Here is a 25,257-nt window from a genome sequence, read left to right as displayed (position 1 = left end):
TGAGCGGATTCATAGCGGTTGCGCCCCGGGGTGCCGGCGGGGGCCGGGCGGTGGGCCGGGTCCGGACGCCGGGCGCCGCCCGGGGCGACGCGGCGGAACCCGATGTTGACTCCGGAGGCGGTCCGTCCGGAGTCTCCCGAGTTGCCCGTTCCCCCGGGTGGCGGGATGTCATTTCGTACACATTTCCTCCCCGTCCCCCGCGCGGTCGGCGGTCACCCGGCAGGACCGGGCGAAGTCCTGGGAACTCGCGCCTCTTTCGGGCAGGATCTGGCCGAAGACCATCCAGAAGAACCCGGACAGAAGAGGAATAGTCGTATCCATGCAGGTCTGGCCGGGACAGGCGTACCCCTTGGGCGCCACCTATGACGGTGCGGGAACCAACTTCGCGGTCTTCTCGGAGGCCGCCCACAGGATCGAGCTGTGTCTGCTCAACGACGACGGCTCGGAGACGGCGGTGGAGCTGCGCGAGTCCGACGCGTTCGTGCGGCACGCCTATCTGCCGGGCGTGATGCCAGGACAGCGGTACGGGTTCCGGGTCTACGGCCCGTACGCCCCGGAGCAGGGGCTGCGCTGCAACCCGGCGAAGCTGCTGCTCGACCCCTACGCGCGCGCGGTGTCGGGGCGGGTCGAGTGGAGCGAGGCGGTGTACGGCTACCCGTTCGGGAGGCCGGACGCGCGCAACGACCTGGACTCGGGCCCGCACACGATGGCCTCGGTCGTGGTCAATCCGTACTTCGACTGGGGCGACGACCGGCGCCCGCGCACCGAGTACCACCACACGGTGATCTACGAGGCCCACGTGAAGGGCCTGACGATGCTGCACCCGGACCTCCCCGAGGAGCTGCGGGGCACGTACGCGGGCCTGGCGCACCCGTCGGTGATCGGGCACCTGAAGGAGCTGGGGGTGACGGCGCTCGAACTGATGCCCGTGCACCAGTTCGTGAACGACCACCGGCTCGCGGACGCGGGGCTCTCGAACTACTGGGGCTACAACACGATCGGCTTCTTCGCCCCGCACAACGCGTACGCGTCCTGGGGCGACCGGGGCCAGCAGGTCCTGGAGTTCAAGTCGGCGGTCCGGGCGCTGCACCAGGCGGGCATCGAGGTCATCCTCGACGTGGTCTACAACCACACCGCCGAGGGCAACCACCTGGGCCCGACGCTCTCCTTCAAGGGCCTGGACAACCCTTCGTACTACCGGCTGGTGGACGACGCGCCCGCGCACTACTTCGACACCACCGGCACGGGGAACTCGCTGCTCATGCGGTCCCCGCACGTGCTCCAGATGATCATGGACAGCCTGCGGTACTGGGTGACCGAGATGCACGTGGACGGCTTCCGCTTCGACCTGGCGGCCACCCTGGCCCGCCAGTTCCACGAGGTGGACCGGCTCTCGTCCTTCTTCGACCTGGTGCAGCAGGACCCGGTGGTGAGCCAGGTGAAGCTGATCGCCGAGCCGTGGGACGTGGGCGAGGGCGGCTACCAGGTGGGGAACTTCCCGCCGCTGTGGACCGAGTGGAACGGCAAGTACCGGGACTGCGTGCGGGACCTGTGGCGGGGCGAGCCGCGCACCCTCGCGGAGTTCGCCTCCCGGCTGACCGGCTCCTCCGACCTGTACCAGGACGACGGCCGGCGTCCGCTCGCCTCGGTCAACTTCGTGACCTGCCACGACGGCTTCACCCTGCGCGACCTCGTCTCGTACAACGAGAAGCACAACGAGGCGAACGGCGAGGAGAACCGGGACGGCGAGAGCCACAACCGCTCGTGGAACTGCGGCGCGGAGGGCGAGACCGAGGACGTCGGGATCGCGGAGCTGCGCGCCCGCCAGATGCGCAACTTCCTCGCCACCCTGATGCTGTCGCAGGGCGTGCCGATGCTCAGCCACGGCGACGAGTTCGGGCGCACGCAGGGCGGCAACAACAACGCGTACTGCCAGGACAACGAGGTGTCCTGGGTGCGGTGGCCCAAGGAGAACAGCGAGGTGGAGGCGACCCTGCTCCGCTTCACGCGGGCCATGGTGCGGCTGCGCCGCGAGCACCCCGTCTTCCGGCGGCGCCGCTTCTTCCACGGGCGGCCGGTCGAGGGCACCCACGACGAGCTGACCGACATCGCCTGGTTCACGCCCGAGGGCGAGGAGATGACCTCCCGGGACTGGCAGGCGGCGCACGCCCAGGCGCTGACCGTCTTTCTCAACGGGAACGCGATCTCGGAGCCGGGCACGCAGGGCGAGCGGATCGCCGACGACTCCTTCCTGCTGATGTTCAACGCCTCGTCGAAGGAGCTGGAGTTCTCGGTGCCGGACAGCCACGGCCACTACTGGCGCATGGTCGTGGACACCTCCGACCCGCAGGGCATGCCGCCGCACGAGGGACCGGAGCTGGCGGGCGGCGAGCGGGTGAGGCTCGCGCCGCTCAGCCTGACCGTGCTGCGCCGGCCGGCCTGACCGCCGCCTCCGGGCCACGGCCCCGCCGGGAGACCGGCGGGGCCGTTCGGCGTCATCCTTTCGAGGGAATCCGGCGCGGTGGGCACGGACGGACCCGGAGGCGATGACACAGAGGCCCTCCAGCGGGGTACGTACGTTCGCATGACCTCCTCTCCGGCCCCGTCCCCGCTCTCGCGCCCCACCGCCCCGCCGACCGCCACCTACCGGCTCCAGCTCCAGCCGGACTTCCCGTTCTCGGCCGCCGAGCGCGCCGTGCCGCACCTGGCCGGTCTCGGGGTCTCCCACCTCCACCTCTCCCCCGTCCTGGAGGCGGTGCCCGGCTCGACCCACGGCTACGACGTCACCGACCACCGGTCCGTACGGGCCGAGCTGGGCGGCGAGGAGGGGCTGCGGGCCCTGGCCGCGACCGCGCGGGCGCACGGGCTCGGCCTGGTCGTGGACCTGGTGCCCAACCACATGGCGGCCTCCCCCGTCCACAACCACGCGCTGCGCGCCGTGCTCCGCGACGGTCCCGACTCGCCGTACGCCCGCTGGTTCGACGTGGACTGGCGGGCCGGGGACGGCAGGCTGCTGCTCCCGGTGCTGCCCGCCCGGCTCCCCGAGGTACGGGACCGGCTGCGGGTCTCCGGCGGGGTGCTGCGCCTGGACGGACAGGAGTTCCCGCTGCGCCCCGGCACGGAGGGGCTGCCGCTCGACGAACTGCTCGACGCCCAGTGGTACCGGCTCGCCTGGTGGCGCCTGGCCCGCACCGAGCTGAACTACCGGCGCTTCTTCACCGTCTCCGACCTCATCGGGGTGCGGGTGGAGGAGCCCGGGGTGTTCGAGGCCACCCACGCGAAGATCCTGGAGCTGGTCGCGGACGGGGTGGTCGAGGGGCTGCGCATCGACCACCCGGACGGCCTCGCGGACCCGCAGGGCTATCTGGAGGACCTGGCGGAGGCGACCGGCGGGCGCTGTTGGACGGTGGTGGAGAAGATCCTCACCGGTGCGGAGGAACTGCCGGCCGCCTGGCCGGTGGCGGGCACCACGGGATACGACGCGCTGCGGCGGCTCGACGGGGTCTTCACCGACCCCGTGGGCGCCGACACGCTCGCCGAGCTGTACCGGGGGTTCGTCGGCAAGGCCGCCGACCGGGGCGGCCGCTGGGAGGCGACCGAGCGGCGCGCCGCGTACGAGGTGGCCGGGCACGACCTGGCCGCCGAGACGGCCGCGCTGACCCGGATCGCGGAGCGGATCTGCGCCGCCGATCCCGCCCTGCGGGACCACGCGCCCTGGGCGCTGCGCACCGCGATCCGGGAGCTCATGGTCCGGGTGCCGGTCTACCGGACCTACCGGACCGGCGGCGAGGAGGTGATCACCCCGGAGGCGGCGCGCGGCGCGAAGGCCGCGTTCGCGGTGGAGGAGGAGGCGACGGCGGTCGACCTGGTGCGGGACCTGGCCCTCGGGCTGCGGGGCGACGGGCCCGAGCACCGGGCGTTCCGGGCCCGGTTCGCGCAGACCTCGTCGGCGCTGCGGGCCAAGTCCGTGGAGGACACGGCCTTCTACCGGTACACGCCGCTGCTCTCGGCGAACGAGGTGGGCGGCGACGCGGGGCGCCCGGCGGTGCCGGTGGAGGAGTTCCACGCGTACTGCCTGCGGATCGCGCGGGACTGGCCGGCCACGGGCACGGTCCTGTCCACCCACGACACCAAGCGGAGCGCGGAGGTGCGGGCCGCGATCGCGGTCCTCGCCCAGTGCCCGGAGGTGTGGGCGGAGCTGCTCGGGGAGGTGGCGGGGGTGCCCGCGCCCGACCAGCACCTGGCGTGGACGGCGTGGCAGACCGCCTTCGGCCTCGGCACGCCGGACGCGGACCGGCTGGTGCCCGCGCTCCTGAAGTCCGTGCGGGAGGCCGGGCTCAGGACGAGCTGGACCGAGCCGGACGAGGGGTACGAGCGGGCGGTGGCCGAGTTCGCGGCGGCCGGGCCCGGCCGGATCCCGCTCCGGGCGGCCTCGGAGGCGGCCTTCGCCCTGGAGCCGCACATCCGGGCGCACGCGCTGGGCGCGCTGCTCGCGCAGCTGACGATGCCGGGGGTGCCGGAGCTGTACCAGAACACGGAGCGGGAGTACCGGGCGCTGGTCGACCCGGACAACCGGGCGCCGTTCGCGGCCGGCCCGGACGACGACCGGACGGCCCTGGTCCGGGCGGCGCTGCGACTGCGGCGCGAGCGTCCGGGGGCCTTCGGCCCCGGCGGCGCGTACGTGCCGCTGACGGCCGAGGGACCGGCCGCCGGCCACTGCCTGGCCTTCGCCCGCGCGGGCGAGGTGGTGACGGCGGTCACCCGGCTCCCGCTGCGGCTCGCGGAGGCGGGCGGCTGGCAGGACACGGAGCTGGTGCTGCCGGAGGGCCGCTGGGCCGACGCCCTGGGCGGGGTGCGGGAGTTCACCGGCGGCCCGGCGACGGAGCTGAAGCTGGCGGAGCTCTTCGAGGAGCGGCCGGTGGCGCTGCTCGCCCGGATCCCGGACGAGGCGGGATGACGGAGATGACGGAAGGGGGGCGCGGACCGCGCCCCCCTTCGCGGGTCAGGAGCGGTTGGCCCGCGTGACCTCGCACTTGGTGTACTCGGAGCCGTCGCCGGTGCCGGGGTACGCGGTGGTCACGTCGACGCTCTTGGAGGCGCCCGCCGTGACCGCGATGTCGGTCGTGGTGGCGGTCGCCGAGACCGCGGAGGCGCCCTTGAACTGCAGCGTGACGTCGTAGTCGTAGTCGAGCACGCCGTCGTTCTTGATGGTGATGCGCGCGGTGAGGTTCTTGGTCGCCGCGTCGTAGGCGCACGTGTCGATGGTGATGTCGCGCAGGGCCTTGTTCGCGCCGCTGGAGCCGCCGGACACGGAACCGCCGGAGGTGCCGTTGTTGTCGTCGCTGTCGTGGTGGCTGCCGCTGCCGCCGCCGGAGCTGCTGGAGCTGGAGCCGGAGCTGCTGTGGTTGTCGCAGCCGCCACCGCCCGAGCCGCGGGCACCGGTCAGCGCGACGAGCGCGATGCCGAAGACGGCGAGCGCGCGGACATGACGCATCTTCATGTTTCAAACCCCGTTGAAAGTGGTAGTAAATACGGCTCGGTTGACGAGCGCACGTCACCCTAGCAGCGGCGGCGGGGTCGCGCCTCAGCCTCTGGGACGGACGATCAGGGTGCGCGGGGCACGGGTGATGAGCCCCGCGGGGGTGGGCCGGAAGCCGTCGGCGAGGCGCAGCCGGGGCATCTCCGCGAAGAGGGCCCGCAGGGCGTACTCGGCCTCGATGCCGGCCAGGAGGACGGCCGGGCAGAAGCCGGGGCCGTAGGTGAGCTGGCCCGGGTCGTCGCGGAGCGGGTCGAAGCGGTCGGGCTCCCGGAAGCGCTCCGGGTCCCGGCCGGCCGAGCCGACGAGCAGGGCGACGGACGCGCCGGCCGGGACGGTGCCGCCGCTCACCGGGACCTCGGCGGCGGTGCGGCGCACCGCGATCTGCACGGGCGGGTCGCGGCGCAGCGACTCGGTCCAGGCGCGGGCCACGAGCGCGGCGGGCGCGTCGCGGAGGGCGGCGACTTGGTCGGGGTCGGAGAGGACGTTGCCGAGGAAGGAGGCGAGCGCCTTCTCCCGTACGGCGATCTGGGTGCCGCACTCCCCCGCGAGGGCCCCGGCCGCCCGGCCCCGTACGAGCCGCATCATGTCCCGGTAGGGGACGCCGACGGCGGCGGCGACGGTTCCGGCGGGCAGCCAGTGGCAGAAGTCGGCGACCAGGTCGGCCTGCGGCCGCTCGGCGATCCGGCGGGCGAGGACGTACGCGGTGCGTTCGGTGACGGACCGCAGCGCGGCCGTGTCGACGTCGACGTGGGCCCGGACGCACGGCGGGTCGCCGGGGCGGTGGCCGTGGGTGAAGCGGGCGTCGGTGAGGGCCGTGGCCACGTCCGCGTACCGGCTGAGGACCCAGGCGCGCAGCAGCGGGTCGTAGGTCAGCGGGAACTCCTCGCGGAGCCTGCGGTGGATGCCGTGCGGGTCCTGCGAGGCGCCGGGGTCGAGGGGGCTCGGCGCGACGGTCCGCCCGCCGGCGCGGCCGGTGCCGACGGCCGGGCCGGGCGCGGTGCGCACACGGCCGGGGAGGGGCGCGGCGCTCCGGCCGGTCCGTACGGACGGGGTGCGGTGCGGGCCCGGCTCCACGGGGGCGGCGGCCGAGGGAGTGGCGGGTTGCATGAGCGGCAGTCGGGTCCAGGCCCCGCCGGACTCCTCCGGCCGGTCGTCGCGGACGTCCGGGTCTTCCGGCCGGCCGTCGCGGACGCCCCGGTCTTCCGGCCGGTCGTCGCCCGTGCCTCGGGTCGGTTCGGCGGTCATCACGCCCCCTGCGGTCGGCGGTGGGTGCCGCGGCCGGAGAACGTGGCCCGCGTCCGCTCCAGCCCACCATCCGGGGCTCCCCACCGCCCACCCATGCACCGCCGAACGGGTGAACCTTCCGGGGCCGTCCGGCTGGGACGGAAGGGAGGGAGAGAGGGAGGGGCGCTCAGCCGTGGGAGAGGCGGAACGACATCTGGCCGAAGCCGATCACGTCCCCGGGCCGCACCACCACCGCGCCGGTCACCCGGCGCCCGTTGACGGTGGTGCCGTTCGTCGAGCCGAGGTCGCGCAGCACCCAGAGCCCGCCCTGGAGCGAGAGTTCGGCGTGCAGCCGGGAGGTGGTCTCGTGGCTGAGCCGCAGTCCGTTGACCGGGTCGCGGCCTATCCGCAGCGGGTGCGGACCGGGGTGCGGAAGGAGCAGCTTCGGCAGCCGCTCCGCGTGCCAGGCACGCCCGAGCTTCGCCGTGAACGCGGACATCCGCTCCACCACGCCCACCGCGCGCCGGGTCCAGGTCCCCTCGGTCCTCAGGTCGGCGACGAGCAGGTCGAGTTCGTCCGGCCGGCGGGCCTGGAGCGCGCGCTCCATCCGGAAGAGGAAGGTGTCGTGCGAGAGGCGGCCCTGGGCGGCGCCCTCACGGAGCAGCACCAGCGCGCGGTCCCGCTCGGCGTCGGTCAGCCGAGGGGAGTTCGCCGGAAGCTCGAAAGGGGTCGTCACACCCGAGATTGTCGGCCCGACGGGCCCGAAGTGTCCAGAAGGGCCCCGGGAAGGCCGCATCGAGGTCGCGCCGGAGCCGCACCGGGACCGCACCGAGGTCACGCCGAAGCCGCACCGGGACCGCCCGGGGCCGCGACCGACCCCGGTGACCCGCGCCACGGCCGCCCCGCCGACCCGCCGCCCCCGGAGACCCCGCCGACCCCGCAGACCCCGCCGACCCGCGGAAAACTCCGTACCCCCTTCTCCAAGATCACTGCTACGGTCACCCGGCCTCGTCACCGAACTCCCCAGGGGAACACCACACGTGATCGTGATACGCCCGCTCGCGGGACCGCAGGAGCTGGACCTCTTCCTCCGTCTCACCTACTCGCTCGACCACGAGCTCGCCGACGACCTCGCCGCCGGCCGCCGCCTCCCGGAGTGGATGTGGGTGGCCCTGGACGGCGACCGGCTCCTCGGCCGGATCGCCTGGTGGACCCACGCGGCGGGCGCCGGACCGCAGGCGCTCGACTTCTTCGATCTGGCCCCGGAGCTGTCCGGGGAGGAGCGCGCCGACGTCGGCCTGCGGCTCCTGGAGACGGCGACGGCGGCGGTCGTCCCGGCGGGCGCGCGGCGCCCCGAGTACGGGCGGTTCCTCCCGGCCGACTGGCGCGAGGACCCGGAGGTCCGGTCGCATCTGGAGTCGGTCCTCGCCGTCCTGGAGCGCTCGGGCGCCCGCCCCCTCGTGGAGCGGCTGCGCCTGGAGTGGCGGCCCGGCACCCCCGTGCCGGAGTCGGCGGGGCGTCTGGAGTTCCGTCCGGTGCGGGACCGCGAGGACCTCGTCTCCCTGATGGTCCCGGTCCTCGACGGCACCCTCGACGCGCACGGACGGGCCGAGCTGGAGTCCGGGCTCTCGGCGCGGGAGGCGGCGGAGCGGCACTACGACGAGGAGTTCGCGCACTACTCCTCGCCCCGCGAGTGGTGGCGGGTGGCGGTGCTGCCGGGGACCGGCGAGCCGGTCGGCTTCGTCGTCCCCGCCCGGAACAACTACCACCACACGATCGCGTACATCGGTGTGCTGCCCGCCCACCGGGGGCACGGATACGTCGACGACGTCCTGGCGGAGGGGACCCGGATCCTGGCCGGTGTCGGCGTGCCCCGGATCCGGGCGGCCACGGACCTGGGGAACGTGCCGATGGCGGCCGCCTTCGCCCGTACGGGCTACGACACGTTCGAGCGCGCGATCAACTACGTGTGGGACGCGCCGGGCACGTAGGGGCCCCGACTGCCAGGATGGTCGCGGTGGCCGGCCGTGCCCACCGCACGGCCGACCGGTTCCGACGACGAGGGGATTCCCGTGCTCTTCGAGGTGTGGGCGCCGAACGCCCGTGACCGGGTGACGCTGGAGCTGAACGGCAGCGGCCATCCTTTGGAGAGGGACGCCGAGCGGGACGGCTGGTGGACGGGCGTGGCGCCCGCCGGGGACGGCGACCGGTACGGCTTCGCCGTGGACGACGGCCCCGTGCTGCCCGACCCGCGCTCCCGCCGGCTGCCCGACGGTCCCGACGGCCTGAGCGCGGTCGTCGACCACTCCGCCCACGCCTGGCGCAATGAGTCCCCGAAGCTGCGGCTGCGGAGCGCCGTCCTGTACGAGCTGCACGTCGGCACCTTCACGCCCGAGGGCACGCTCGACGCGGCGGCCGGGCGCCTCGGGGAGCTGGCGGGCCTCGGCGTCACCCATGTGGAGCTGATGCCGCTGTGCCCGTTCCCGGGGACGTGGGGCTGGGGGTACGACGGGGTGGCGCCGTGGGCGGTGCACGAGCCGTACGGCGGTCCCGAGGCGCTGAAGCGGTTCGTGGACACGGCCCACGGGCTCGGCATGGGCGTGGTCCTCGACGTGGTCCACAACCACCTGGGCCCGTCCGGCAACTACCTGCCGGTCTTCGGGCCGTACTTCACCGACGCCCACCACACGCCGTGGGGCTCGGCGGTGAACCTGGACGCGGCCGGTTCGGACGAGGTGCGGGCGTACTTCCTGGGGAGCGCGCTCGCCTGGCTGCGGGACTACCGGATCGACGGGCTGCGGCTCGACGCGGTGCACGCGCTCGCGGACACCCGGGCCCTGACGTTCCTGGAGGAGCTGTCGGCGGCCGTGGACGAACTGGCGCGGGAGCAGGGCCGCCAGCACTTCCTGATCGCGGAGTCCGACATGGGCGACCCGCGCACGACGACCCCGCGCGCGCTCGGCGGAGTCGGGCTGCACGCCCAGTGGAACGACGACTTCCACCACGCCCTGCACACCGCCCTGACCGGCGAGTCCCAGGGCTACTACGCCGACTTCGCGCGGGCCCCGATGGCGGCGCTGGCCAAGACGCTCACGCACGTCTTCTTCCACGACGGCACGTACTCCAGCTTCCGGGGCCGCCACCACGGACGGCCGGTGGACCGGGAGCGGACCCCCGCCCACCGCTTCCTCGGGTACGCGCAGACCCACGACCAGATCGGCAACCGGGCCCTCGGGGACCGCCTCTCGGCCTCGGTCTCCCCCGGTCTGCTCGCCTGCGCGGCGGCCCTGGTCCTGACCGGGCCGTCGGTGCCGATGCTGTTCATGGGCGAGGAGTGGGGGGCGACGACGCCCTGGCAGTACTTCACCGACCACACCGATCCGGAGCTCGCGGAGGCCGTGCGGCGGGGGCGGCGGCGGGAGTTCGCGGAGCACGGCTGGGACGAGAACGAGGTGCCCGACCCGCAGGACCGGGCCACCCGGGACCGCTCGGTCCTGGACCGGACCGAGCGCGAGGAGGACCCGCACCGGCGGCTGCTCGCCTGGCACCGGGAGCTGATCGCGCTGCGCCGCACCCTGCCGGACCTGACGGACCCGGACCTGGGGGGCGTGAAGGTCGCCTACGACGAGGAGGACCGCTGGCTGGTCTTCCGGCGCGGGGACCTGCGGGTGGCGGTGAACCTGGGCAAGGAGCCGGCGGTGATCCCGCTCGGCTCCAACGGCCGGGACCGGGTCCTGGCGTCCTGGGAGCCGGTCGACCCGCCGGCGGAGGACGGGGTCCTGCGGGTGCCGGCGGAGTCGGCGGTGGTGCTGGCGGACGGCTGATCCGCCGGTTCCCCCTACTCCACGATCGCCATCTCGTGCGGGGTGTTGTTGAAGCGGCGCGCCCCGCCGTCCTCCGTGGCCGTGACGATGTCCTCGATGCGGACGCCGAAGCGGCCCGGCAGGTAGACGCCGGGCTCGATGGAGAAGCACATGCCGGGCACGACCGGCAGCTCCTCGCCCTCGATCATGTACGGGGGCTCGTGGGTGGTGACGCCGATGCCGTGGCCGGTGCGGTGGATGAAGTACGCGCCGTAGCCGGCGTCCGTGATGACCTTGCGGGCCGCCCGGTCGACGTCCTGGCAGGCCACCCCGGGCCGTACGGCCTCGAAACCGGCCTGCTGGGCCTCCCGTACGAGGTCGTGGACGCGCCGCTCCTCGTCGGTGGGCTCCCCGACGTGGACGGTGCGGGTGGTGTCGGAGCCGTAGCCGTGCTTGAGGCCGCCGAAGTCGAGGACGACCATGTCGCCGCGCTCGATGGTCCGGTCACCGGCCTCGTGGTGCGGGTTGGCGCCGTTGGGACCGGAGCCGACGACGGTGAAGTCGACCTGGGAGTGCCCGAAGCGCAGCAGCAGCGCGGCGAGGTCGGCGGCGACGTCGGTCTCCCTGCGGCCCTCGAAGCGGACCTTGAGGATCTCGCCGTACGCCCGGTCGGCGGCGGCCCCGGCGGCCGCGATCCGGGCCAGTTCGTGGGCGTCCTTGACGCCCCGGAGCATCGGCAGGGCCTCGGTGAGGGAGACGTACGAGGTGCCGGGCAGGGTCCGCTGGAGGCCGAGGAGGTGCAGGGCCCAGGCGTTGTCGCTGATGCCGAAGCGCCCGCCGTCGTCGAGGAGGGGCGCGGTGACGGCGTACGGGTCCTTGCCGTCGGTCCAGTCGCGCAGGGTGAGCGCGGCGGCTCCGGTCGAGCGCTCGGCGTCGGGGGCCTCCAGGGTGGGGACGACCAGGACCGGTTCCCGTCCGGCCGCCAGGACGAGGACGGTGAGGCGCTCGGTGATCGCGGTGGGCCGGTACCCGGTGAGGTAGACCAGGTCGGGTCCGGGGGCGACGAGCAGGCCCGCGAGCCCGGCGTCGGCGGCGGACTCGGCGGCGCGGGCCATCCGGGCCCGGTAGTCGTCGGCGGTGAAGGGCACGGGCTCCTCGGCGGAGGAGGGGGCGCCGTCGGGGGTGCTCGGCATGGGGGCTCCTTCTCGGACCGCTGCGTCCCGGACGTACAGCATCCTGCCCGGCGGGGGGCCGCGCCGCGACCGGTCAGTGGCGGTCGGGACCCTGGGCGATGAGCCGTTCCAGGAGCTCCTGGAAGTCGTCGCCGACGACGATCCGCAGGTCGCCGCGCTCCTCGTCGTGCTCGCTGAGCTGGGTGAGGGTGCCGTCGCGCCACCAGAAGACGTACGGGCTGATGGCGCCCGAGGTGTCCTCGTAGCCGGTGGCGGCGAAGGAGGCCATCGCGCCGAGGGCCGGGATGATGGAGGTGTCCCGGATGGGGTGGAAGGCGAGCTGGTGCCGGAAGGGCAGGGCGACCAGGGCGCCGTGCTCGCCGAGCGGGAGGCCGGTGACGCGCCGGACGACCCCGTCGAGGTCGAGGACGCGGCTCGCGGTGTAGAAGGAGTCGCCGAGGACGACCTCGAAGCACATGCCGTCGGCGTCGCGGACGGTCTCGTGCCCCTCGACGGGGAGGCCGCGCAGGTTGCGCAGGGCCCGGTCGCGGAGCTGCGCGTGGTTCCCGAGCCGGGCGAGGGCGTCGTCGGTGAGCATCATGACGCTCTCGGGCAGGTCGAGCGCGAGGATCTCGTACAGGCCGGGGGCGACGGTCCTGGCGTAGCCGAAGGAGCCGGCGTCGATGCCGTCGCCGCTGACGACCCGGGGGTAGAGCTGGGAGCGGATCTGCTCGGGCGGCAGGGTGTCGAGCGCGGAGGGGCCGTCCATGGCGCGGACGACCAGCTCGATGTGGCGGCGGATCAGTCCGGGCCAGACGCGGGGGCCGCGCCGGTCCTGGTGGCAGACGGCGGCGAGGTTGGTGAGTCCGAAGCGGCGTCCCCGGTCGTCGATGACGTGGTCCGCGTAGACGGTGACCTCCAGGCCGAGTTCGGCGAAGGTCTCCCGGACCCGGCCGCGGAAGAGCGCGGCCTCGTTCCGGGAGAGGTACGCGAACTCGGGATCCCTCGGCGCGTCGTCGCCGTCCCGCCTGGGTCCCCGCCGAAGCCAGCCCACGCCCGCCCGCCTTCCGTCGCCGTTGGGGCCAGGGTAGCGAGTGCGGATGTCGGCCCTCTTACGGACGGGTCAACTCGGCCACCGGCGGGGCCGGTTCGCCGCGCCGCCGCTCAGGAGCCGTCGGGGGCGGTGAGGAGGGCGCGGGCGTAGTGGGCGAGGGAGCGGTTGTAGCGGGGCAACAGGGGCGCGAGGGCACCCAGGGCGAGGGAGGCGGCCTCGCGGTCGCGGCCGGTGTCGGCCAGGGCGAGGGCGAGGAAGGCGTCGACGGCTCCGGCGAGGGCCCGCTCGTCGGCGTCGAGCCGGTCGGCGGGGAGGGCCTGCTCGGCGGTGAGGAGTTCGACGGCGCGGTCGGGCCGGCCGAGGTTGCGCAGGCTGCTGGCGAGCTGGATCACGGCGCGGCGGCGGCGCAGTCCGGTGAGGCCGAGGTCGAGGGCGCGCCGGTAGTACGCGACGGCCTCCTCGGGCAGGCCGGTGGAGTCGTGGGCGGCGCCCTGCTCGAAGAGGGCGGCGGCGTCCCCGTCCGGCCGCTCGGCGGCGAGCCCGGCCACGCGGGCACGGAAGTCGGCGGGCTCGTGCTCGTCGATGCGCTCCCAGAGCGCGGCGATCCGGCGCTCCCAGTCCTGGTCGTCGGTCATGGCGCCCACCCTAGGGGCAGGGCCGCTCCGCCGGTACGGCTCGTCGGGGCGGGCGCGGTCCCGATGTCCGCCGGGCCCTCCCCGGGCCGCGGGGCGCTCGAATTGTTGCGTGTCCATGTCGGGCGTTCTTCACGGCGGGCGTGCCGGTTGACGCGGGTAGACCGATACGTACTACTTTTGGTTCCATGCCGTCCATCGCACTCGTCACCCTCGTCGTCCGTGACTACGACGAGGCCATCGCCTTCTACACCGACGCCCTCGGGTTCGACCTCGTCGAGGACACCGACCGGGGCGGCGGCACCCGCTGGGTCGTCGTCCGTCCGCCCGGCGCGGCCGGGGTCGGCGGCCTCGGGAACGCGGGGCTGCTCCTCGCCCGCGCCAAGAACGACGCCGAGGAGGCCTCGGTCGGCAACCAGACCGGCGGCCGGGTCGGCTTCTTCCTGCACACCGAGGACTTCGCCCGCGACCACGCCCGCATGACGGAGGCCGGCGTGAAGTTCCTGGAGGAGCCGCGCCACGAGCCGTACGGCTCGGTCGCCGTCTTCGAGGACCTGTACGGCAACCGCTGGGACCTCCTCCAGCCGGCGGACGCGGCCGCGTAGTCCCGGGGGCCTCCGGGGCCGGCTCGCGGCCGGGCCCCGGTCCAGGGGCCGCGTCCCGCGCGGCCCCGTGAAAAACCGTTGTCCCACGGCCCGTTCGGCTCCCTACACTCACGTCCCGGCGCACCGTTCGGTGGCGCCGTCAGACGTCCGTCCGAGGGGAGAAGACCGTGCGCAGCCACGCCGCCGTCGCCGTGTCCTCCTCCCGTGCCCGGTACGACGTGATCCTCGCCTCCCCGTCCGCGCGGTGGCGGCTGCGCGCCCGCCATCGCCGCCCGTGACGACCCCGTACGCCTGCCGTACCTGAACGTCGTCCGGGAATCGCGCTGCCCGTTCCACCACCGCAGCAGCGAAAGGCACGAGACCGTGCGCACCCCTGAGATCACCGCCGTCCGCAACCTCGGCATCCTGGCCCACGTCGACGCCGGCAAGACCACCGTCACCGAGCGGGTCCTGTACCTGACCGGAGCCGTCCACAAGCGGGGCGAGGTGCACGACGGCACCACCGTGACCGACTTCGACCCGCAGGAGCGGGACCGGGGCATCACGATCTTCGCGGCGGCCGTCAGCTGCGACTGGGCCGGCCACCGGATCAACCTGATCGACACGCCCGGCCACGTCGACTTCTCCGACGAGGTCGAGCGCTCGCTGCGCGTCCTCGACGGCGCGGTGGCGGTCTTCGACGCCGTCGCGGGCGTCGAGCCGCAGAGCGAGACGGTGTGGCGGCAGGCCGACCGGCACGGCGTCCCGCGCCTCGCGTTCGTCAACAAGCTGGACCGGGCGGGCGCGGACCTCGACGCCGCCGTGGCGTCGATCCGCGACCGGCTCGGCACCGTCCCGCTCCCTGTCCAGCTGCCGATCGGGCGCGAGGACGGCTTCACCGGCGTCGTGGACCTGCTCCGGATGCGGGCGTACGTGTGGGCCGACGGCGCCGACGCGTACGACGAGCGGGCCGTCCCCGACGACCTCCTCGACGAGGCCCGGCACCGTCGGCGCCGCCTGGAGGAGGCCGTGGCGGAGCTGCATCCGGGCGCCTTCGAGGAGTTCCTCGCCCGCGAGGAGCTGGCCGAGGAGACCCTGCGGGGCGCGCTCCGCGACCTCACCCTCGCCGGGGAGGCCGTGGTCGTGCTGTGCGGCTCGGCCTACCGCAACCGGGGGATCGAGCCCCTGCTCGACGCCGTCGTCGCCTACCTCCCGGCCCCGTCGGATCTGCCGCCCGTGCGCGGCGAGGTCCCGGCGGACCCGGAGGCGCCGTTCACCGCGCTCGCCTTCAAGGTGAACGCCACGGCCACCGGCCGCATGACCTACGTCCGCGTCTACGCGGGCACGATCGGAAAGGGGGACACCGTGCTCGACGCGACCGGCGGACGCACCGAGCGGATCGCCCGCATCCTGCGCGTGCAGGCGGACCGGGCGACGGAGGTCGAAGCGGCGCGCGCCGGTGACATCGTCGCCGTCGTCGGCCCGAAGTCCGTCCGCGCCGGGGCGACCCTGTGCGACCCGGCCGCGCCGGTCGTCCTCGAACCGCCGACGACCGCCGACCCGGTGGTCTCGGTCGCCGTCGAGGCCCGCCGCACCACGGACACCGGCCGCCTCGCGACGGCCCTCGCCCGCCTGTCGGAGGAGGACCCGTCGCTCGTCGTCCGGTCCGACCCGGAGACGGGCCAGACCGTCCTGTCCGGCCTGGGCGAACTGCACCTGGAGGTCGCGGTGGAGAAGCTGCGCCGCGACCGGGGCCTGGAGGTCGCGGTCGGCCGCCCGCAGGTGGCGTACCGGGAGACGGTGGCGAAGGGCGTCACCGGCCTGCTGTACCGCCACGTCAAACAGGACGGCGGCGCGGGCCAGTTCGCCCACGTCGTCCTCGACGTCGAACCGCTGGAGGGAGACGAGGGGTTCGCGTTCCGGTCCACCGTCACGGGCGGTCGCGTGCCGCAGGAGTACGTCCGCGCGGTCGAGGCCGGCTGCCGGGACGCCCTCCTGGAGGGCCCGCTCGGCGGCCACCCGGTGACGGGCGTCCGGGTCACGCTCACGGACGGCGCCACGCACCCGAAGGACTCCTCGGAGATGGCCTTCCGCACGGCGGGCCGCTTCGCCCTGCGCGAGGCGCTCCGGGCGAGCGCGATGACCCTCCTGGAGCCGGTGGCCGAGGTGACCGTCACCGTCCCCGCCGAGTCCGTCGGCGCGGTCCTCGGCGACCTCGCGGCCCGCCGGGGCCGGGTCACCGACCAGACCGCCCGGGGCGGTACGGCGGTGGTGGCGGCGACGGTGCCGCTGGCCGAGCTGTTCGGCTACGCGTCCCGCCTGCGGGGCCGCACCCAGGGCCGGGGCACCTTCACGACCCGCCCGGCCGGGTACGAGCCGGCCCGGGGCTGAGGTCCAGCTCGGCCCGTACGGTCTTCCCGACCGGTACGCGGTCGAGCACGGCCCACCGCGAGGCCAGCGCCTCGACCAGGAGTAATCCGCGCCCGCCCTCGTCGAAGGGCCCCTGCGCGACGGCGGCCGGGCGCCGCTCGCCCCGGGTGTCGGAGACGTCGACGCGGAGCAGCAGCCCCGGCGTGTAAGAGAGCGTCAGCTCGCAGTCGCGCCCGGGCACCCGGCCGTGGGTGACGGCGTTCGCGGCGAGTTCGGCGACCAGCAGCGCGGCGGTCTCGGAGGTCTCGGAGCCGTACGGGACGCCCCAGCGGTCGAGCTGGAGCACGGCGAGCCGGCGGGCGAGCCGGGCGCCGCGCGGGGTCGAGCTGAAGCGCTGCGCGAACACACGTACGGTGACGGGCACTTCGCGGGTCACGGGGGAGGTCATGGGGCCAATGTGACGTCGTGCGGGGCGGGTTGCCAGCTCAGAAACCCGTACGCTGCGACAGCGTACGGGTTCACACTCTGGACCGTACCCGTCACCATCCGTGACGATGGGGCCGTTCAGACGAGCGCACGGGTGCGGGAGGTGGCCGGAGTGACGGACGCGGTGCCGGACGAGGGACAGAGCGGGAGCGAACCGGAGGCGACGGACAGCCTGAAGGCCTTCGGGGAGGTGGTCAAGGCCTTCCGCAAGCGGGCCAGGCTGACGCAGGAGGCCTTCGCGCCGCGCGTCGGGTACTCCGTACCGACGGTGGCATCGATCGAGCAGGGCCGGCGCTTCCCGTCCGACGACTTCGTGGAGCAGTCGGAGGTGGTGCTCGACGCGTTCGGGGCGATCCAGGGCGCGGCGAAGCACCTGACGCGCAAGCCGGGCCTCGCGAAGTGGTTCCGCCAGTGGGCGAAGCTGGAACTCAAGGCGGTGACGCTCTACACGTACGAGAACCGGCTGGTGCCGGGGCTGCTCCAGACTCCGACGTACGCGAAGACACTGTTCGAGAAGCAGATCCCGGCGCTGGGCGACGACGAGATCGAGTCGAAGCTCGTGGCGCGTGTCGAGCGGATGAAACTGCTCACCGACCGCCCCCACACGATCTACAGCTTCATCATCGAGGAGCACGTGCTGCGTCGCCAGACGGGCGGACCGGAGGTCATGCGGGAGCAGATCGAGCACATCCTCGACATGGCCGCGCGGCGCAACATCGACATCCAGGTCATGCCGCAGGTACGCGGACACCACGCAGGCCTCGACGGGCCACTTCAGCTCCTGGAGACTCCGGAGAACAAGTGGTACGCGTACTGCGAAGGGCAGGAAAACGGCTTCCTCATGTCCGACGCCAAAGTGGTCAGCATCCTCCAGAAGCGATATGCCAGGATGCGGGCACAGGCTCTCTCCGCAGAGGACTCCGTGAGCCTGTTGCAGGAGATGCGAGGAGCGCCATGAGCACCACAGACCTGGCCTGGTTCAAGAGCAGCTACAGCAGCAGTGGCAGCGGCGACTGCGTCGAAGTCGCCCTGTCCTGGCACAAGTCCAGCTACAGCAGCGGCGGCAGCGGCGACTGCGTCGAGGTCGCCTCCTGCCCCTCCACCGTCCACGTCCGCGACTCCAAGAACGTCACCGGTCCGCAGCTCGCCCTCTCCCCCGGCGCCTGGTCCGCGTTCCTGACCCGGCTGAGCTGAAGGGCGTCACCATGAGCACGAACCCGGCCGACTACCTCTCCGGCCTCTTCTCGCTCGACGGGCGCACCGCCCTCGTCACGGGAGGCAGCTCCGGTATCGGCCGGGCCGTCGCCGGGGCGCTGGCCCGCGCCGGGGCGAAGGTGGTCGTGCTCGCCCGTAGGAAACCGGAGCTCGTCGCGACCGTGGACGAACTGACGGCCGACGGCTGTCGGGCGGCCTGGGTGAGCGCGGACCTGAGCACCCGGGAGGGGATCAGGGCCGGGGCCGAGGAGGCGGCGGCCGTCTTCGGGGAGCCGGACGTCCTGGTGAACTCGGCGGGGATCAACCTCCGCCCGCCGCTGGGCGAGCTGGGCGAGGACGTCTGGGACGCGACGATGACGGTGAACCTGGAGGCGCCGTTCCTGCTGGGTCAGCGGTTCGGGCCCGGGATGGCCGCGCGCGGTTTCGGGCGGATCATCCACGTCACCTCGCAGCAGGCGCACCGCGCGTTCGTGCAGAGCGGGGCGTACGGGGTGTCGAAGGGCGGTCTGGAGTCGCTGGCCCGTTCGCAGGCGGAGGCGTGGTCTCCGTACGGGGTCACGGCGAACACGCTCGTGCCCGGTTTCGTGATGACCCCGCTGAACGAGCGGCTCTCCTCCGACCCGGAGAAGGTCGCCGCGCTGGCCGCCCGCACGATGATCGGCCGCAACGGGCTCGCGGAGGACTTCGCGGGCGCGGCCGTCTTCCTGGCGAGCGCGGCCTCCGCGTACGTCACGGGGCACTCCCTCTTCGTGGACGGCGGTCTGTCCGTCCACTGAGCGGGGCCGCTCCTCAGTCCCCGGCCGGGGCCGCGACCAGCACGTCGGCGTCGGCCGGGGGCCGCACGTCCAGCGGGCGGTCGAAGGCGCTGAACGTGGTGGTGGTCCGGTGCGTGGGGCCCTTGTAGTCGACCTTGAGGATGTACGGCTCGCCCTCGGTGGCGACGTAGAAGGTGTAGGTGCCGCCCTCCTCCGCCTTGTCGTTCACGACCAGGGGGACGGCGGGGGTGTCGCCGACCTTGGTCCGCCCGCCCTTGACGGCGGTGCCGAAGGAGGCAAACTCGCGGGTGCAGGCGGTCGGTCCGTCCTCGGCCGTCTCCTTGTCGACGGGGGCTTTGCGCCAGAGGTCCGGCTTCCCCGGCCTGGCCGTCCTCGGGCTGGTCGTCTCCCTCTCGGGGCCCTTGAGGGAGGCACGGTCGACGCGGGCGTAGGCCGTGTCCCCGAGCCGGATCTGTTCGTAGGTCCCGCTGTTGGTCCAGGTCACCCTGGACGTGCACGTGTCCTTGAGGTCGGTCGTCATGCGGCCGGTCTGACGGGCGCCGGTGGCGACCCCGGTGTGGGTCCAGTCGACGGTCACGGAGGTGAGCGCCTTCATCGTCTCGTTCGCACGGTCGAGCAGTTCCCCGGCGGAGGGCTCCGGCGGGGCCGCGTCGTCCGAGCAGCCGGCCAGGGCGGCACCCGTCACCACGCACAGCAGCGCGGCCGTCACCACGGTCGATGTCGTTCGCACGAGCCCCCCAGGAAGATACGAGCGGCTCAAGCTACCAGCCCGGTCCGGGTCCGCCGCAGGTGCGGCGGCGGGCCTCGGTCTTCGGGCATGATCGGGGGCGGGGAGGCGGCGCGGGGGCGTCCCTCCGGAACGCCGACGGGGGGGCACGGCATGGAGTGGGGGACGCTGGTCGCCACGGTGGGCGGCGGTCTGATCGCGATGGCGGGCGCGGTCCTCGCCGACCGCCTGCGCACCGGGCAGGAGCACCGGCGCGGTCTCCAGGAGCGCCGCCGGGACGTCTACACGGAGTTCATCGCGGCGGCGGGCGCGGCCCACACCGAGCTGCGCAGGCTGGCGCAGAACGGGGACGGCGCCGGGGCGGACGGCCTGGAGGAGGCGAGCCGGTCGGCGCTGACGGACGCCCGGGTCTACGAGGTGCGCGAACGCCTCTTCCTCGACGGCAGTGCCGGGGTCACGAGGGCGGGCCAGACCATGTTCGAGCACCTGCGCGCCCTGCGGAGGACGGTCGCCGGGGGCGCCGGGATCTCGGATCCCGCCTTCCACGACGTCTACCACCCCTACCTGGACGCCGTCTGGGCCTACCGCGAGGCCGTCCGCGACGAGTTGGAGGGCCGCGCCCTCGCCCCGGCCGACTTCGGCTGGTCCGCGTGGGACGGCCGCGAGCGCTGCCCGCACTGCGCGGGGCGTACGGCTCAGGACGTTTCGGGCGGATCATGACCGGGGCCACGACGCCCGGCACGCCCTAGGCCGGACGCCTGAAGCTCTCGAAGACGCGGGCGAACCCCTCCGCCCCGTGGCCCGCGTCGACCTGACGCCGGATCAGCTCCTGGACCATGGCGACCGCCTCGGTGCCGACGCCCTGGGCGGAGCCGGCGGCCAGGATGTCGCCGAGGTCGGAGAACTCCAGGCTCTGCTGTCCCTCCACGGTGTAGTCCCCGCCGTCGATCACCTCGGCGTACTCCTGGAAGGAGCCGGTCATCGCGGTCAGCCAGGGCGCGGCCCTGGCGGCGAACTCGCGCGCCGACACCCCGGCCGGCGCGACCATGGCGGCGCCCTGCATGAACCCGGCGAACATGACGTACATGCCCGCGAGCAGGGCGAGGTCGTACAGGGACGCGAGGCCGGCGTCCTCGCCGAAGTAGTCGCCGGTCCCCCACAGGTCGAGCAGCGGCCCGTACCGCTGGAAGACCTCGGCCGATCCGCTGTAGAGGACCGAGGAGCCGGGCCCTCCGATCATCTGGGGCACGGCCATGATCCCGCCGTCCAGGTAGGCGATCCCGGCCCGGTCGGCCCAGGCGGCCAGTTCGCGCGACTGCTCGGGGGACGTCGTGGTCACGTTGACCAGGGCGCGTCCGGCCAGGTCGCCGGAGAGCGGATCGAGCACCTCGTGGACCGACGCGTGGTCGAGGAGGCAGACGACCACCAGCTCTCCGGCCCGGACCGCGTCGGCGGCCGTGGCGGCGGCCCGCGCGCCGAGGGCGACGAGGTCGTCCGCCTTTCCCGGTGAACGGTTCCAGACCGTCGTCGTGTGTCCGGCCTTCACCAGGGCGGTCGCGAGCGCGCCGCCCATCGCTCCCAGGCCGAGCACGCTCACCCGGACGCTACCGCTGTCGTTGCCGTTGCCGTGCCGTCGGTCGTCATCTTCGGTGCTCCCTCTCGTGTTCCCCGTTCGCCTTCGATCCTCCGCGCCGCCGGTAGGGTTGACCAGTACGGACTAATTAGTGGGGTACTCACCCCGAGGTAAGTACGGTGCGAGGGAGGGCTGATGGCGGCATCGGCACGACGCGGTCCCTACTTCTGCGGGATCGACGCGGCGATGGACGTGGTCACCGGCAAGTGGAAGTCGCTGATCCTCTGGGAGCTGGAACACCACGGGGTCCGCCGCTTCACCGAACTCCGGCGCGGCCTGCCGGGCGTCAGCGAGAAGATGCTGGTCCAGCACCTGCGGGAGATGGAGGAGGACGGGCTCGTGCACCGCGAGGTGTACCCCGAGGTGCCGCCGAAGGTGGAGTACTCCCTGACGGAGCACGGCGTCTCGCTCAACGCCGCCCTGGACTCCCTCGGCGAGTGGGGCACCGAGCGGATGCGGCGGATCGGCGCGGAGAAGGTCTCCGTCGACGCCGGGTAGGCCCTGGTCGCGAAGGCGCGGTCCCCTTATTCGGTGGAGCCGCCGCGGCGGTGCTGACAGGGTGAGCCGCATGCCGTCGCACCCCGCCGAGGAGCAGTTGCGTCATCTGCACGCCTCGCTCCGGCTCCGCAAGCGCCCCGAGGACATCGCCCATCTGGTCCAGGAACTGTTCGCCGCCCGCCGGGTCACGCCCGATCCCGCGACCGCGGCCGCTCTGGAGAAGGCCGCCGCGCACGCGCTGAGCAGGGTGTGGCACGGATACACCTCCATGCTGGAGGACTTCGCCCACCCCGTCGGCGCCCGGCGCCAACTCGGCCGCGCCGCGGCCCTCTTCCCCTCGCTGCCCCCGCTCCCCGAGGACGCCGGGGACGACCCCGCCCGGATCGAGGCCGTGATCCGGCGGGCCGGCGAGGAGATACACCGGGAGTACGGGGAGAACGACTTCGGCATGGACCGGCTGAACCGGGCGGAGCGCGCCGAGGCCGGGATCGGCGAGCTGTCCAAGCGGCAGTACAACAAGCGCTTCCGGCTGCTGCGCCGGATGGAGGCCAAGCTGGCCCGGCTCCTCCACGAGCAGCGCCGTCGCGAGGTCGTCGTCACCGGCAAGGGCGCGCTCGCGCACACCCTGTCGTACGAGGAGTTCGCGGGCGATCCGGACACGGCGGCCTTCGTCGCCTACCTCACGGCCCGCGGGTACATGCGCAGCGTCTTCACGAACGGCGGGCAGCGCAGGCCGTACGACGAGGTGGCGGACGCGCTGTTCCAGCGGCTGCGGGCGGCGGAGGAGCGGACGAACTGGTACGCGGTGGCGCACGTGCACCCCGTCCCCGAGGTCCTCGGGCACCTGTCGGACGACGAGCTCGTCCGGCTCCTGGTCCGCTGGAACCGCTTCCTGCGCGAGGTGGCCGAACTCCTCGAAGACGCGTGGGAGCGCTCGTCCTCCATCGAGCCCGCGAGCATGGTCGTGCGCCCGGGGCACGACTCCTCGACGTGGAACCAGGCGGCCCAGGCGTGGAGCACCGCGCGGGCCCACTGGTTCGCCCTGATGACGGAGCTGGGACAGGAGGAGGTCCTGGACCGCGTGTGTCCGGGCAAGGTGCCGCGGCTGATGGCAGCGGACGTGGCGTACTGGCACCGCAGGAGCGGCGGGGGCCTGCACCCCGACACGTACGTGTGGGCGGAGCTGCCGCGGCCGTGGGCGGTCCTCCGGGGCGAGGAGGAGTGTCCGCGCTCGCTGGTCGAGGCGGTCTGCGCGCGGTACGGCGTGGATCCGGTGGCGGGCGGCTGGACGGCGCCCCGGCCGGTGGCGGAGCCCGCCCCGTTCCGCCGTACGCCGGAACTCGTCCACGGCGTGGCCGTCGCCGATCCGCTGACGGCGAGCGCCCTGCGGCGGTCGGCCGGGGTCTTCTCGGGGAGGGGCCAGCGGGCCGCGGCGGCCGAATGGCTGTGACGGGCCGGCCGGTCCCGGTGGTGTTAATCGTTTGCTCCGGTCGTCCGTCCGGACGGATGATCGGGGCGGCGGCAAGGAAGCTCTGCGGAGGAGCGCCCGGCTCGATCTCCGGGTGGACGCAGGTTCGAATCCTGTCCTTGCCGCCGTTCCCCTCTCCGGGCGTCGGACATGATCCGCGCAGCGGAACGGCGCGGGGCACGGCCCCCACCGAGCCGCGGCGTCTGTACGGAAGTGCCGCGGGAGACCGTCGCGGGGGCCCCGATTCTGCCCCGAAGTACCTTCCGCCGGGCCGTGCCCTTCGGGTTGACTGAGACGTTGCCGACGATCCCAGGAGGGGCGGAGCCCGATGCGTGAGCGGGAGAACGAGCAGGCCACCGGGGCCAAGGCCGGCCGGGAGGCGAGGCACGCGCCCGCCGAGGCCGAGCGCCCACGGTCCGAACTCCTCTCCCTCCAGGGCGCCGTGGGCAACGCGGCGGTCGTCCAGATGCTCCGCCGGGCCGGTCACGGCCCGGACGCGGAGGGGCACCGGCACGGAGACGGCTGCGGCCACGAGGGCGTCGCGGCCCCCGCCGTCCAGCGCTCCTCCGTCCACGACGTCCTGCGCCGCCCCGGCCGGCCCCTGGACCGGGCCACCCGTACGGACATGGAGTCCCGGCTCGGCGCCGACTTCTCCGACGTACGCGTCCACACCGGCGGCGCCGCCAGGGCCTCCGCCGCCGAGGTCGGCGCGCGGGCCTACACCTCCGGCAACCACGTCGTCCTCGGCGAGGGCGGGCACGACGCGCACACCCTCGCCCACGAGCTCACCCACGTCATCCAGCAGCGCCGGGGGCCGGTCAGCGGCACCGACAACGGCGACGGGCTGAAAGTCTCCGACCCCTCCGACCGCTTCGAGCGCGAGGCCGAGGCCAACGCCCGCGCGGTGATGAGCCGTCCGGCCCCCCGGGCCTCCTCCGACGTGGGGCGTGCGGCGGGCTCCGGGACGGCCGGTGCGGCGGAGGCGCCCGTGCAGCGCACCCTCGCGGCGGGCCTCCCGAAGGGGACCCCGGTCGTCAAGCACACGGACGAGGGGGACGTGGAGGGGCAGACGATCCTCGGTTTCGGCTTCGGGTCCTATCTGATCTCCGCGGGCGCGGACGGCAGGAAGCCCCGGGCCTCCACCAAGGACAAGTCGTGGGGGACGGCCGAGGGGCGGGAGGCGTCCCGCGCGGAGTACGAAGCGGCTCGCGCCCTGGAGTTGGACCCGGCGGCCGTCGCGGCCAAGCAGAAGCAGAAGGACCTCGACCTCGGCGAGAACTACCTCAGCGCCGACTACCGCCGGATCAACCCGCTCCTCGCGGCACTCGTGCAGGTCGGCTTCGCCCCTGGCGAGATCGCCGCCCCCGGCTTCTCCTACACGTCGAAGGAGAGCGCGGTGCTCGACGCGTGGCGCAGCATCGCCATGGCGCGGGGCTACGCGGACGAGCAGACCACGGGGTCGTGGGACGAGAAGCACCTCGCGGACACCTTCGACATCTTCGCCCGGATCAACGGCGTGTGGGACGACTTCGAGGCGTCCCGCGCGAACGAGGAGGGCAATGTGCTGCGGGGCGACAGCAGGCACATGTACGACTCGTTCGGCGGCGTCCTCAAGCAGCAGGAGAGCCACCCGGACGGCGGCTACGTCTCGGTCGACCAGACGATCGAGTGGCCGGCGATCCTGTCGACCACGTACGGCGATCCGCTGACCCACACGTACGTGGCCGGCAAGGAGATCGTCTGGGAGTTCGGCCTCCCGGAGGGCCACCGGGGAAGGGCGCTCGGCAGGAACAACCAGTCCGAGCAGGAGATGACCTTCCCCATCGGCACGAAGATCCACATCCGCCGGATCCTCGTGCGGAGCGGCGACTTCCGGCAGGAGCAGTCGGCGAAGTACGGCGAGAGCGCGGCCGTGATCGTCTTCGCCGACATCCTGGCGGGCCAGGGGTCGGTTCGAGAGGGCTAGAGGTCGGTTCGAGAGGGCCAGAGGTCGGTTCGAGAGGGCCGGGGGCTTGTCGGCCGTGCCGGGCGCGGCGCCCGGCACGGCGGGCGGCGCGCCCGGAGACCTTCCGTCGG

Annotated in this window: 22 protein-coding genes and 1 tRNA gene; 14 read left to right on the top strand and 9 right to left on the bottom strand. The window is 73.8% G+C overall.

The features are described 5' to 3' along the window. Positions 1 to 319: 319 nt before the first annotated feature. Together glgX and treY are read left to right on the top strand one after the other, a co-directional pair. On the top strand, positions 320 to 2,443 hold the full coding sequence (gene glgX / locus AB0398_RS28065; protein WP_366378418.1) for a glycogen debranching protein GlgX: 2,124 nt from the start codon (positions 320 to 322) through the stop codon (positions 2,441 to 2,443). A gap of 141 nt (positions 2,444 to 2,584) precedes the next feature. After that, positions 2,585 to 4,957: a malto-oligosyltrehalose synthase gene (gene treY / locus AB0398_RS28060; RefSeq protein WP_366378417.1), complete on the top strand. Its 2,373-nt coding sequence runs from the start codon at positions 2,585 to 2,587 to the stop codon at positions 4,955 to 4,957. 45 nt (positions 4,958 to 5,002) lie between these two features. Here treY and AB0398_RS28055 read toward each other — a convergent pair whose 3' ends face one another. From AB0398_RS28055 to AB0398_RS28045, 3 genes are all read right to left on the bottom strand, one after another. Next, positions 5,003 to 5,500 (bottom strand): hypothetical protein, encoded by a 498-nt coding sequence (locus tag AB0398_RS28055; protein WP_366378416.1) that lies wholly within the window; start codon positions 5,498 to 5,500, stop codon positions 5,003 to 5,005. An 84-nt stretch (positions 5,501 to 5,584) separates the two neighbouring features. Then, a complete protein-coding gene (locus tag AB0398_RS28050; RefSeq protein WP_366378415.1) occupies positions 5,585 to 6,784 on the bottom strand; it encodes a cytochrome P450 in 1,200 nt (399 codons plus the stop codon). A gap of 166 nt (positions 6,785 to 6,950) precedes the next feature. Next, positions 6,951 to 7,499: a DUF1707 and FHA domain-containing protein gene (locus AB0398_RS28045; RefSeq protein ID WP_366378414.1), complete on the bottom strand. Its 549-nt coding sequence runs from the start codon at positions 7,497 to 7,499 to the stop codon at positions 6,951 to 6,953. Between the two features lie 307 nt (positions 7,500 to 7,806). Here AB0398_RS28045 and AB0398_RS28040 point away from each other — a divergent pair, with 307 nt between their 5' ends. Beyond that, entirely contained in the window at positions 7,807 to 8,754 is a 948-nt protein-coding gene (locus tag AB0398_RS28040) for a GNAT family N-acetyltransferase (RefSeq protein ID WP_366378482.1), read from the top strand. 81 nt (positions 8,755 to 8,835) lie between these two features. After that, positions 8,836 to 10,587 (top strand): malto-oligosyltrehalose trehalohydrolase, encoded by a 1,752-nt coding sequence (treZ, locus tag AB0398_RS28035; RefSeq protein ID WP_366378481.1) that lies wholly within the window; start codon positions 8,836 to 8,838, stop codon positions 10,585 to 10,587. Between the two features lie 14 nt (positions 10,588 to 10,601). Here treZ and AB0398_RS28030 read toward each other — a convergent pair whose 3' ends face one another. The 3 genes from AB0398_RS28030 to AB0398_RS28020 form a co-directional block, all read right to left on the bottom strand. After that, a complete protein-coding gene (locus AB0398_RS28030) occupies positions 10,602 to 11,759 on the bottom strand; it encodes an aminopeptidase P family protein (RefSeq protein WP_366378413.1) in 1,158 nt (385 codons plus the stop codon). A 73-nt stretch (positions 11,760 to 11,832) separates the two neighbouring features. Beyond that, positions 11,833 to 12,792: a hypothetical protein gene (locus AB0398_RS28025; RefSeq protein WP_366378412.1), complete on the bottom strand. Its 960-nt coding sequence runs from the start codon at positions 12,790 to 12,792 to the stop codon at positions 11,833 to 11,835. Positions 12,793 to 12,902: 110 nt separating this feature from the next. Next, positions 12,903 to 13,427: a tetratricopeptide repeat protein gene (locus AB0398_RS28020; RefSeq protein ID WP_366378411.1), complete on the bottom strand. Its 525-nt coding sequence runs from the start codon at positions 13,425 to 13,427 to the stop codon at positions 12,903 to 12,905. Positions 13,428 to 13,612: 185 nt separating this feature from the next. Between AB0398_RS28020 and AB0398_RS28015 the strand changes: the two genes are divergently transcribed. Together AB0398_RS28015 and fusA are read left to right on the top strand one after the other, a co-directional pair. Continuing rightward, positions 13,613 to 14,029, top strand: a complete 417-nt coding sequence (locus tag AB0398_RS28015; RefSeq protein ID WP_366378410.1) for a VOC family protein — start codon at positions 13,613 to 13,615, stop codon at positions 14,027 to 14,029. Positions 14,030 to 14,392: 363 nt separating this feature from the next. After that, a complete protein-coding gene (fusA, locus tag AB0398_RS28010) occupies positions 14,393 to 16,399 on the top strand; it encodes an elongation factor G (RefSeq protein ID WP_366378409.1) in 2,007 nt (668 codons plus the stop codon). Here fusA and AB0398_RS28005 read toward each other — a convergent pair. Continuing rightward, complete coding sequence (locus AB0398_RS28005; RefSeq protein WP_366378408.1) at positions 16,359 to 16,826, bottom strand: ATP-binding protein; 468 nt, start codon at positions 16,824 to 16,826, stop codon at positions 16,359 to 16,361. The genes fusA and AB0398_RS28005 overlap by 41 nt on opposite strands. A gap of 150 nt (positions 16,827 to 16,976) precedes the next feature. Between AB0398_RS28005 and AB0398_RS28000 the strand changes: the two genes are divergently transcribed. The 3 genes from AB0398_RS28000 to AB0398_RS27990 are packed head-to-tail and all read left to right on the top strand — an operon-like array spanning position 16,977 to position 18,855. Next, positions 16,977 to 17,822: a helix-turn-helix transcriptional regulator gene (locus AB0398_RS28000; protein WP_366378407.1), complete on the top strand. Its 846-nt coding sequence runs from the start codon at positions 16,977 to 16,979 to the stop codon at positions 17,820 to 17,822. Further along, positions 17,819 to 18,058 (top strand): DUF397 domain-containing protein, encoded by a 240-nt coding sequence (locus AB0398_RS27995; RefSeq protein ID WP_366378406.1) that lies wholly within the window; start codon positions 17,819 to 17,821, stop codon positions 18,056 to 18,058. The genes AB0398_RS28000 and AB0398_RS27995 overlap by 4 nt, the downstream gene beginning before the upstream one ends. 11 nt (positions 18,059 to 18,069) lie before the next feature. Continuing rightward, positions 18,070 to 18,855, top strand: coding sequence for an SDR family oxidoreductase (locus tag AB0398_RS27990; protein WP_366378405.1), 786 nt, complete (start codon positions 18,070 to 18,072; stop codon positions 18,853 to 18,855). Positions 18,856 to 18,868: 13 nt separating this feature from the next. Here the strand turns inward: AB0398_RS27990 and AB0398_RS27985 are convergent, their stop codons facing one another. Next, positions 18,869 to 19,585: a hypothetical protein gene (locus AB0398_RS27985; protein WP_366378404.1), complete on the bottom strand. Its 717-nt coding sequence runs from the start codon at positions 19,583 to 19,585 to the stop codon at positions 18,869 to 18,871. A gap of 150 nt (positions 19,586 to 19,735) precedes the next feature. Here AB0398_RS27985 and AB0398_RS27980 point away from each other — a divergent pair, with 150 nt between their 5' ends. Continuing rightward, on the top strand, positions 19,736 to 20,302 hold the full coding sequence (locus AB0398_RS27980) for a CchlQ (RefSeq protein WP_366378403.1): 567 nt from the start codon (positions 19,736 to 19,738) through the stop codon (positions 20,300 to 20,302). A gap of 25 nt (positions 20,303 to 20,327) precedes the next feature. On the opposite strand, the gene AB0398_RS27975 is transcribed toward AB0398_RS27980, so the two are convergent. After that, positions 20,328 to 21,179 (bottom strand): NAD(P)-binding domain-containing protein, encoded by an 852-nt coding sequence (locus AB0398_RS27975; RefSeq protein ID WP_366378401.1) that lies wholly within the window; start codon positions 21,177 to 21,179, stop codon positions 20,328 to 20,330. Between the two features lie 171 nt (positions 21,180 to 21,350). Here AB0398_RS27975 and AB0398_RS27970 point away from each other — a divergent pair, with 171 nt between their 5' ends. The 4 genes from AB0398_RS27970 to AB0398_RS27955 all read left to right on the top strand — a co-directional run bounded on the left by AB0398_RS27970 (position 21,351) and on the right by AB0398_RS27955 (position 25,147). Beyond that, positions 21,351 to 21,713 (top strand): helix-turn-helix domain-containing protein, encoded by a 363-nt coding sequence (locus tag AB0398_RS27970; protein ID WP_366378400.1) that lies wholly within the window; start codon positions 21,351 to 21,353, stop codon positions 21,711 to 21,713. Positions 21,714 to 21,783: 70 nt separating this feature from the next. Further along, on the top strand, positions 21,784 to 23,163 hold the full coding sequence (locus AB0398_RS27965; protein ID WP_366378399.1) for a hypothetical protein: 1,380 nt from the start codon (positions 21,784 to 21,786) through the stop codon (positions 23,161 to 23,163). Positions 23,164 to 23,233: 70 nt separating this feature from the next. Next, positions 23,234 to 23,306: transfer RNA gene (locus AB0398_RS27960), tRNA-Ser, on the top strand. Between the two features lie 203 nt (positions 23,307 to 23,509). Then, positions 23,510 to 25,147: a DUF4157 domain-containing protein gene (locus AB0398_RS27955; protein WP_366378398.1), complete on the top strand. Its 1,638-nt coding sequence runs from the start codon at positions 23,510 to 23,512 to the stop codon at positions 25,145 to 25,147. Positions 25,148 to 25,257: the final 110 nt, after the last annotated feature.

This window comes from Streptomyces sp. NPDC086147 (assembly GCF_040702165.1).
GTDB lineage: Bacteria > Actinomycetota > Actinomycetes > Streptomycetales > Streptomycetaceae > Streptomyces.
The sequence above is the reverse complement of the archived record's forward strand: the minus strand, read 5'-3'. Positions and strand labels throughout refer to the sequence as shown.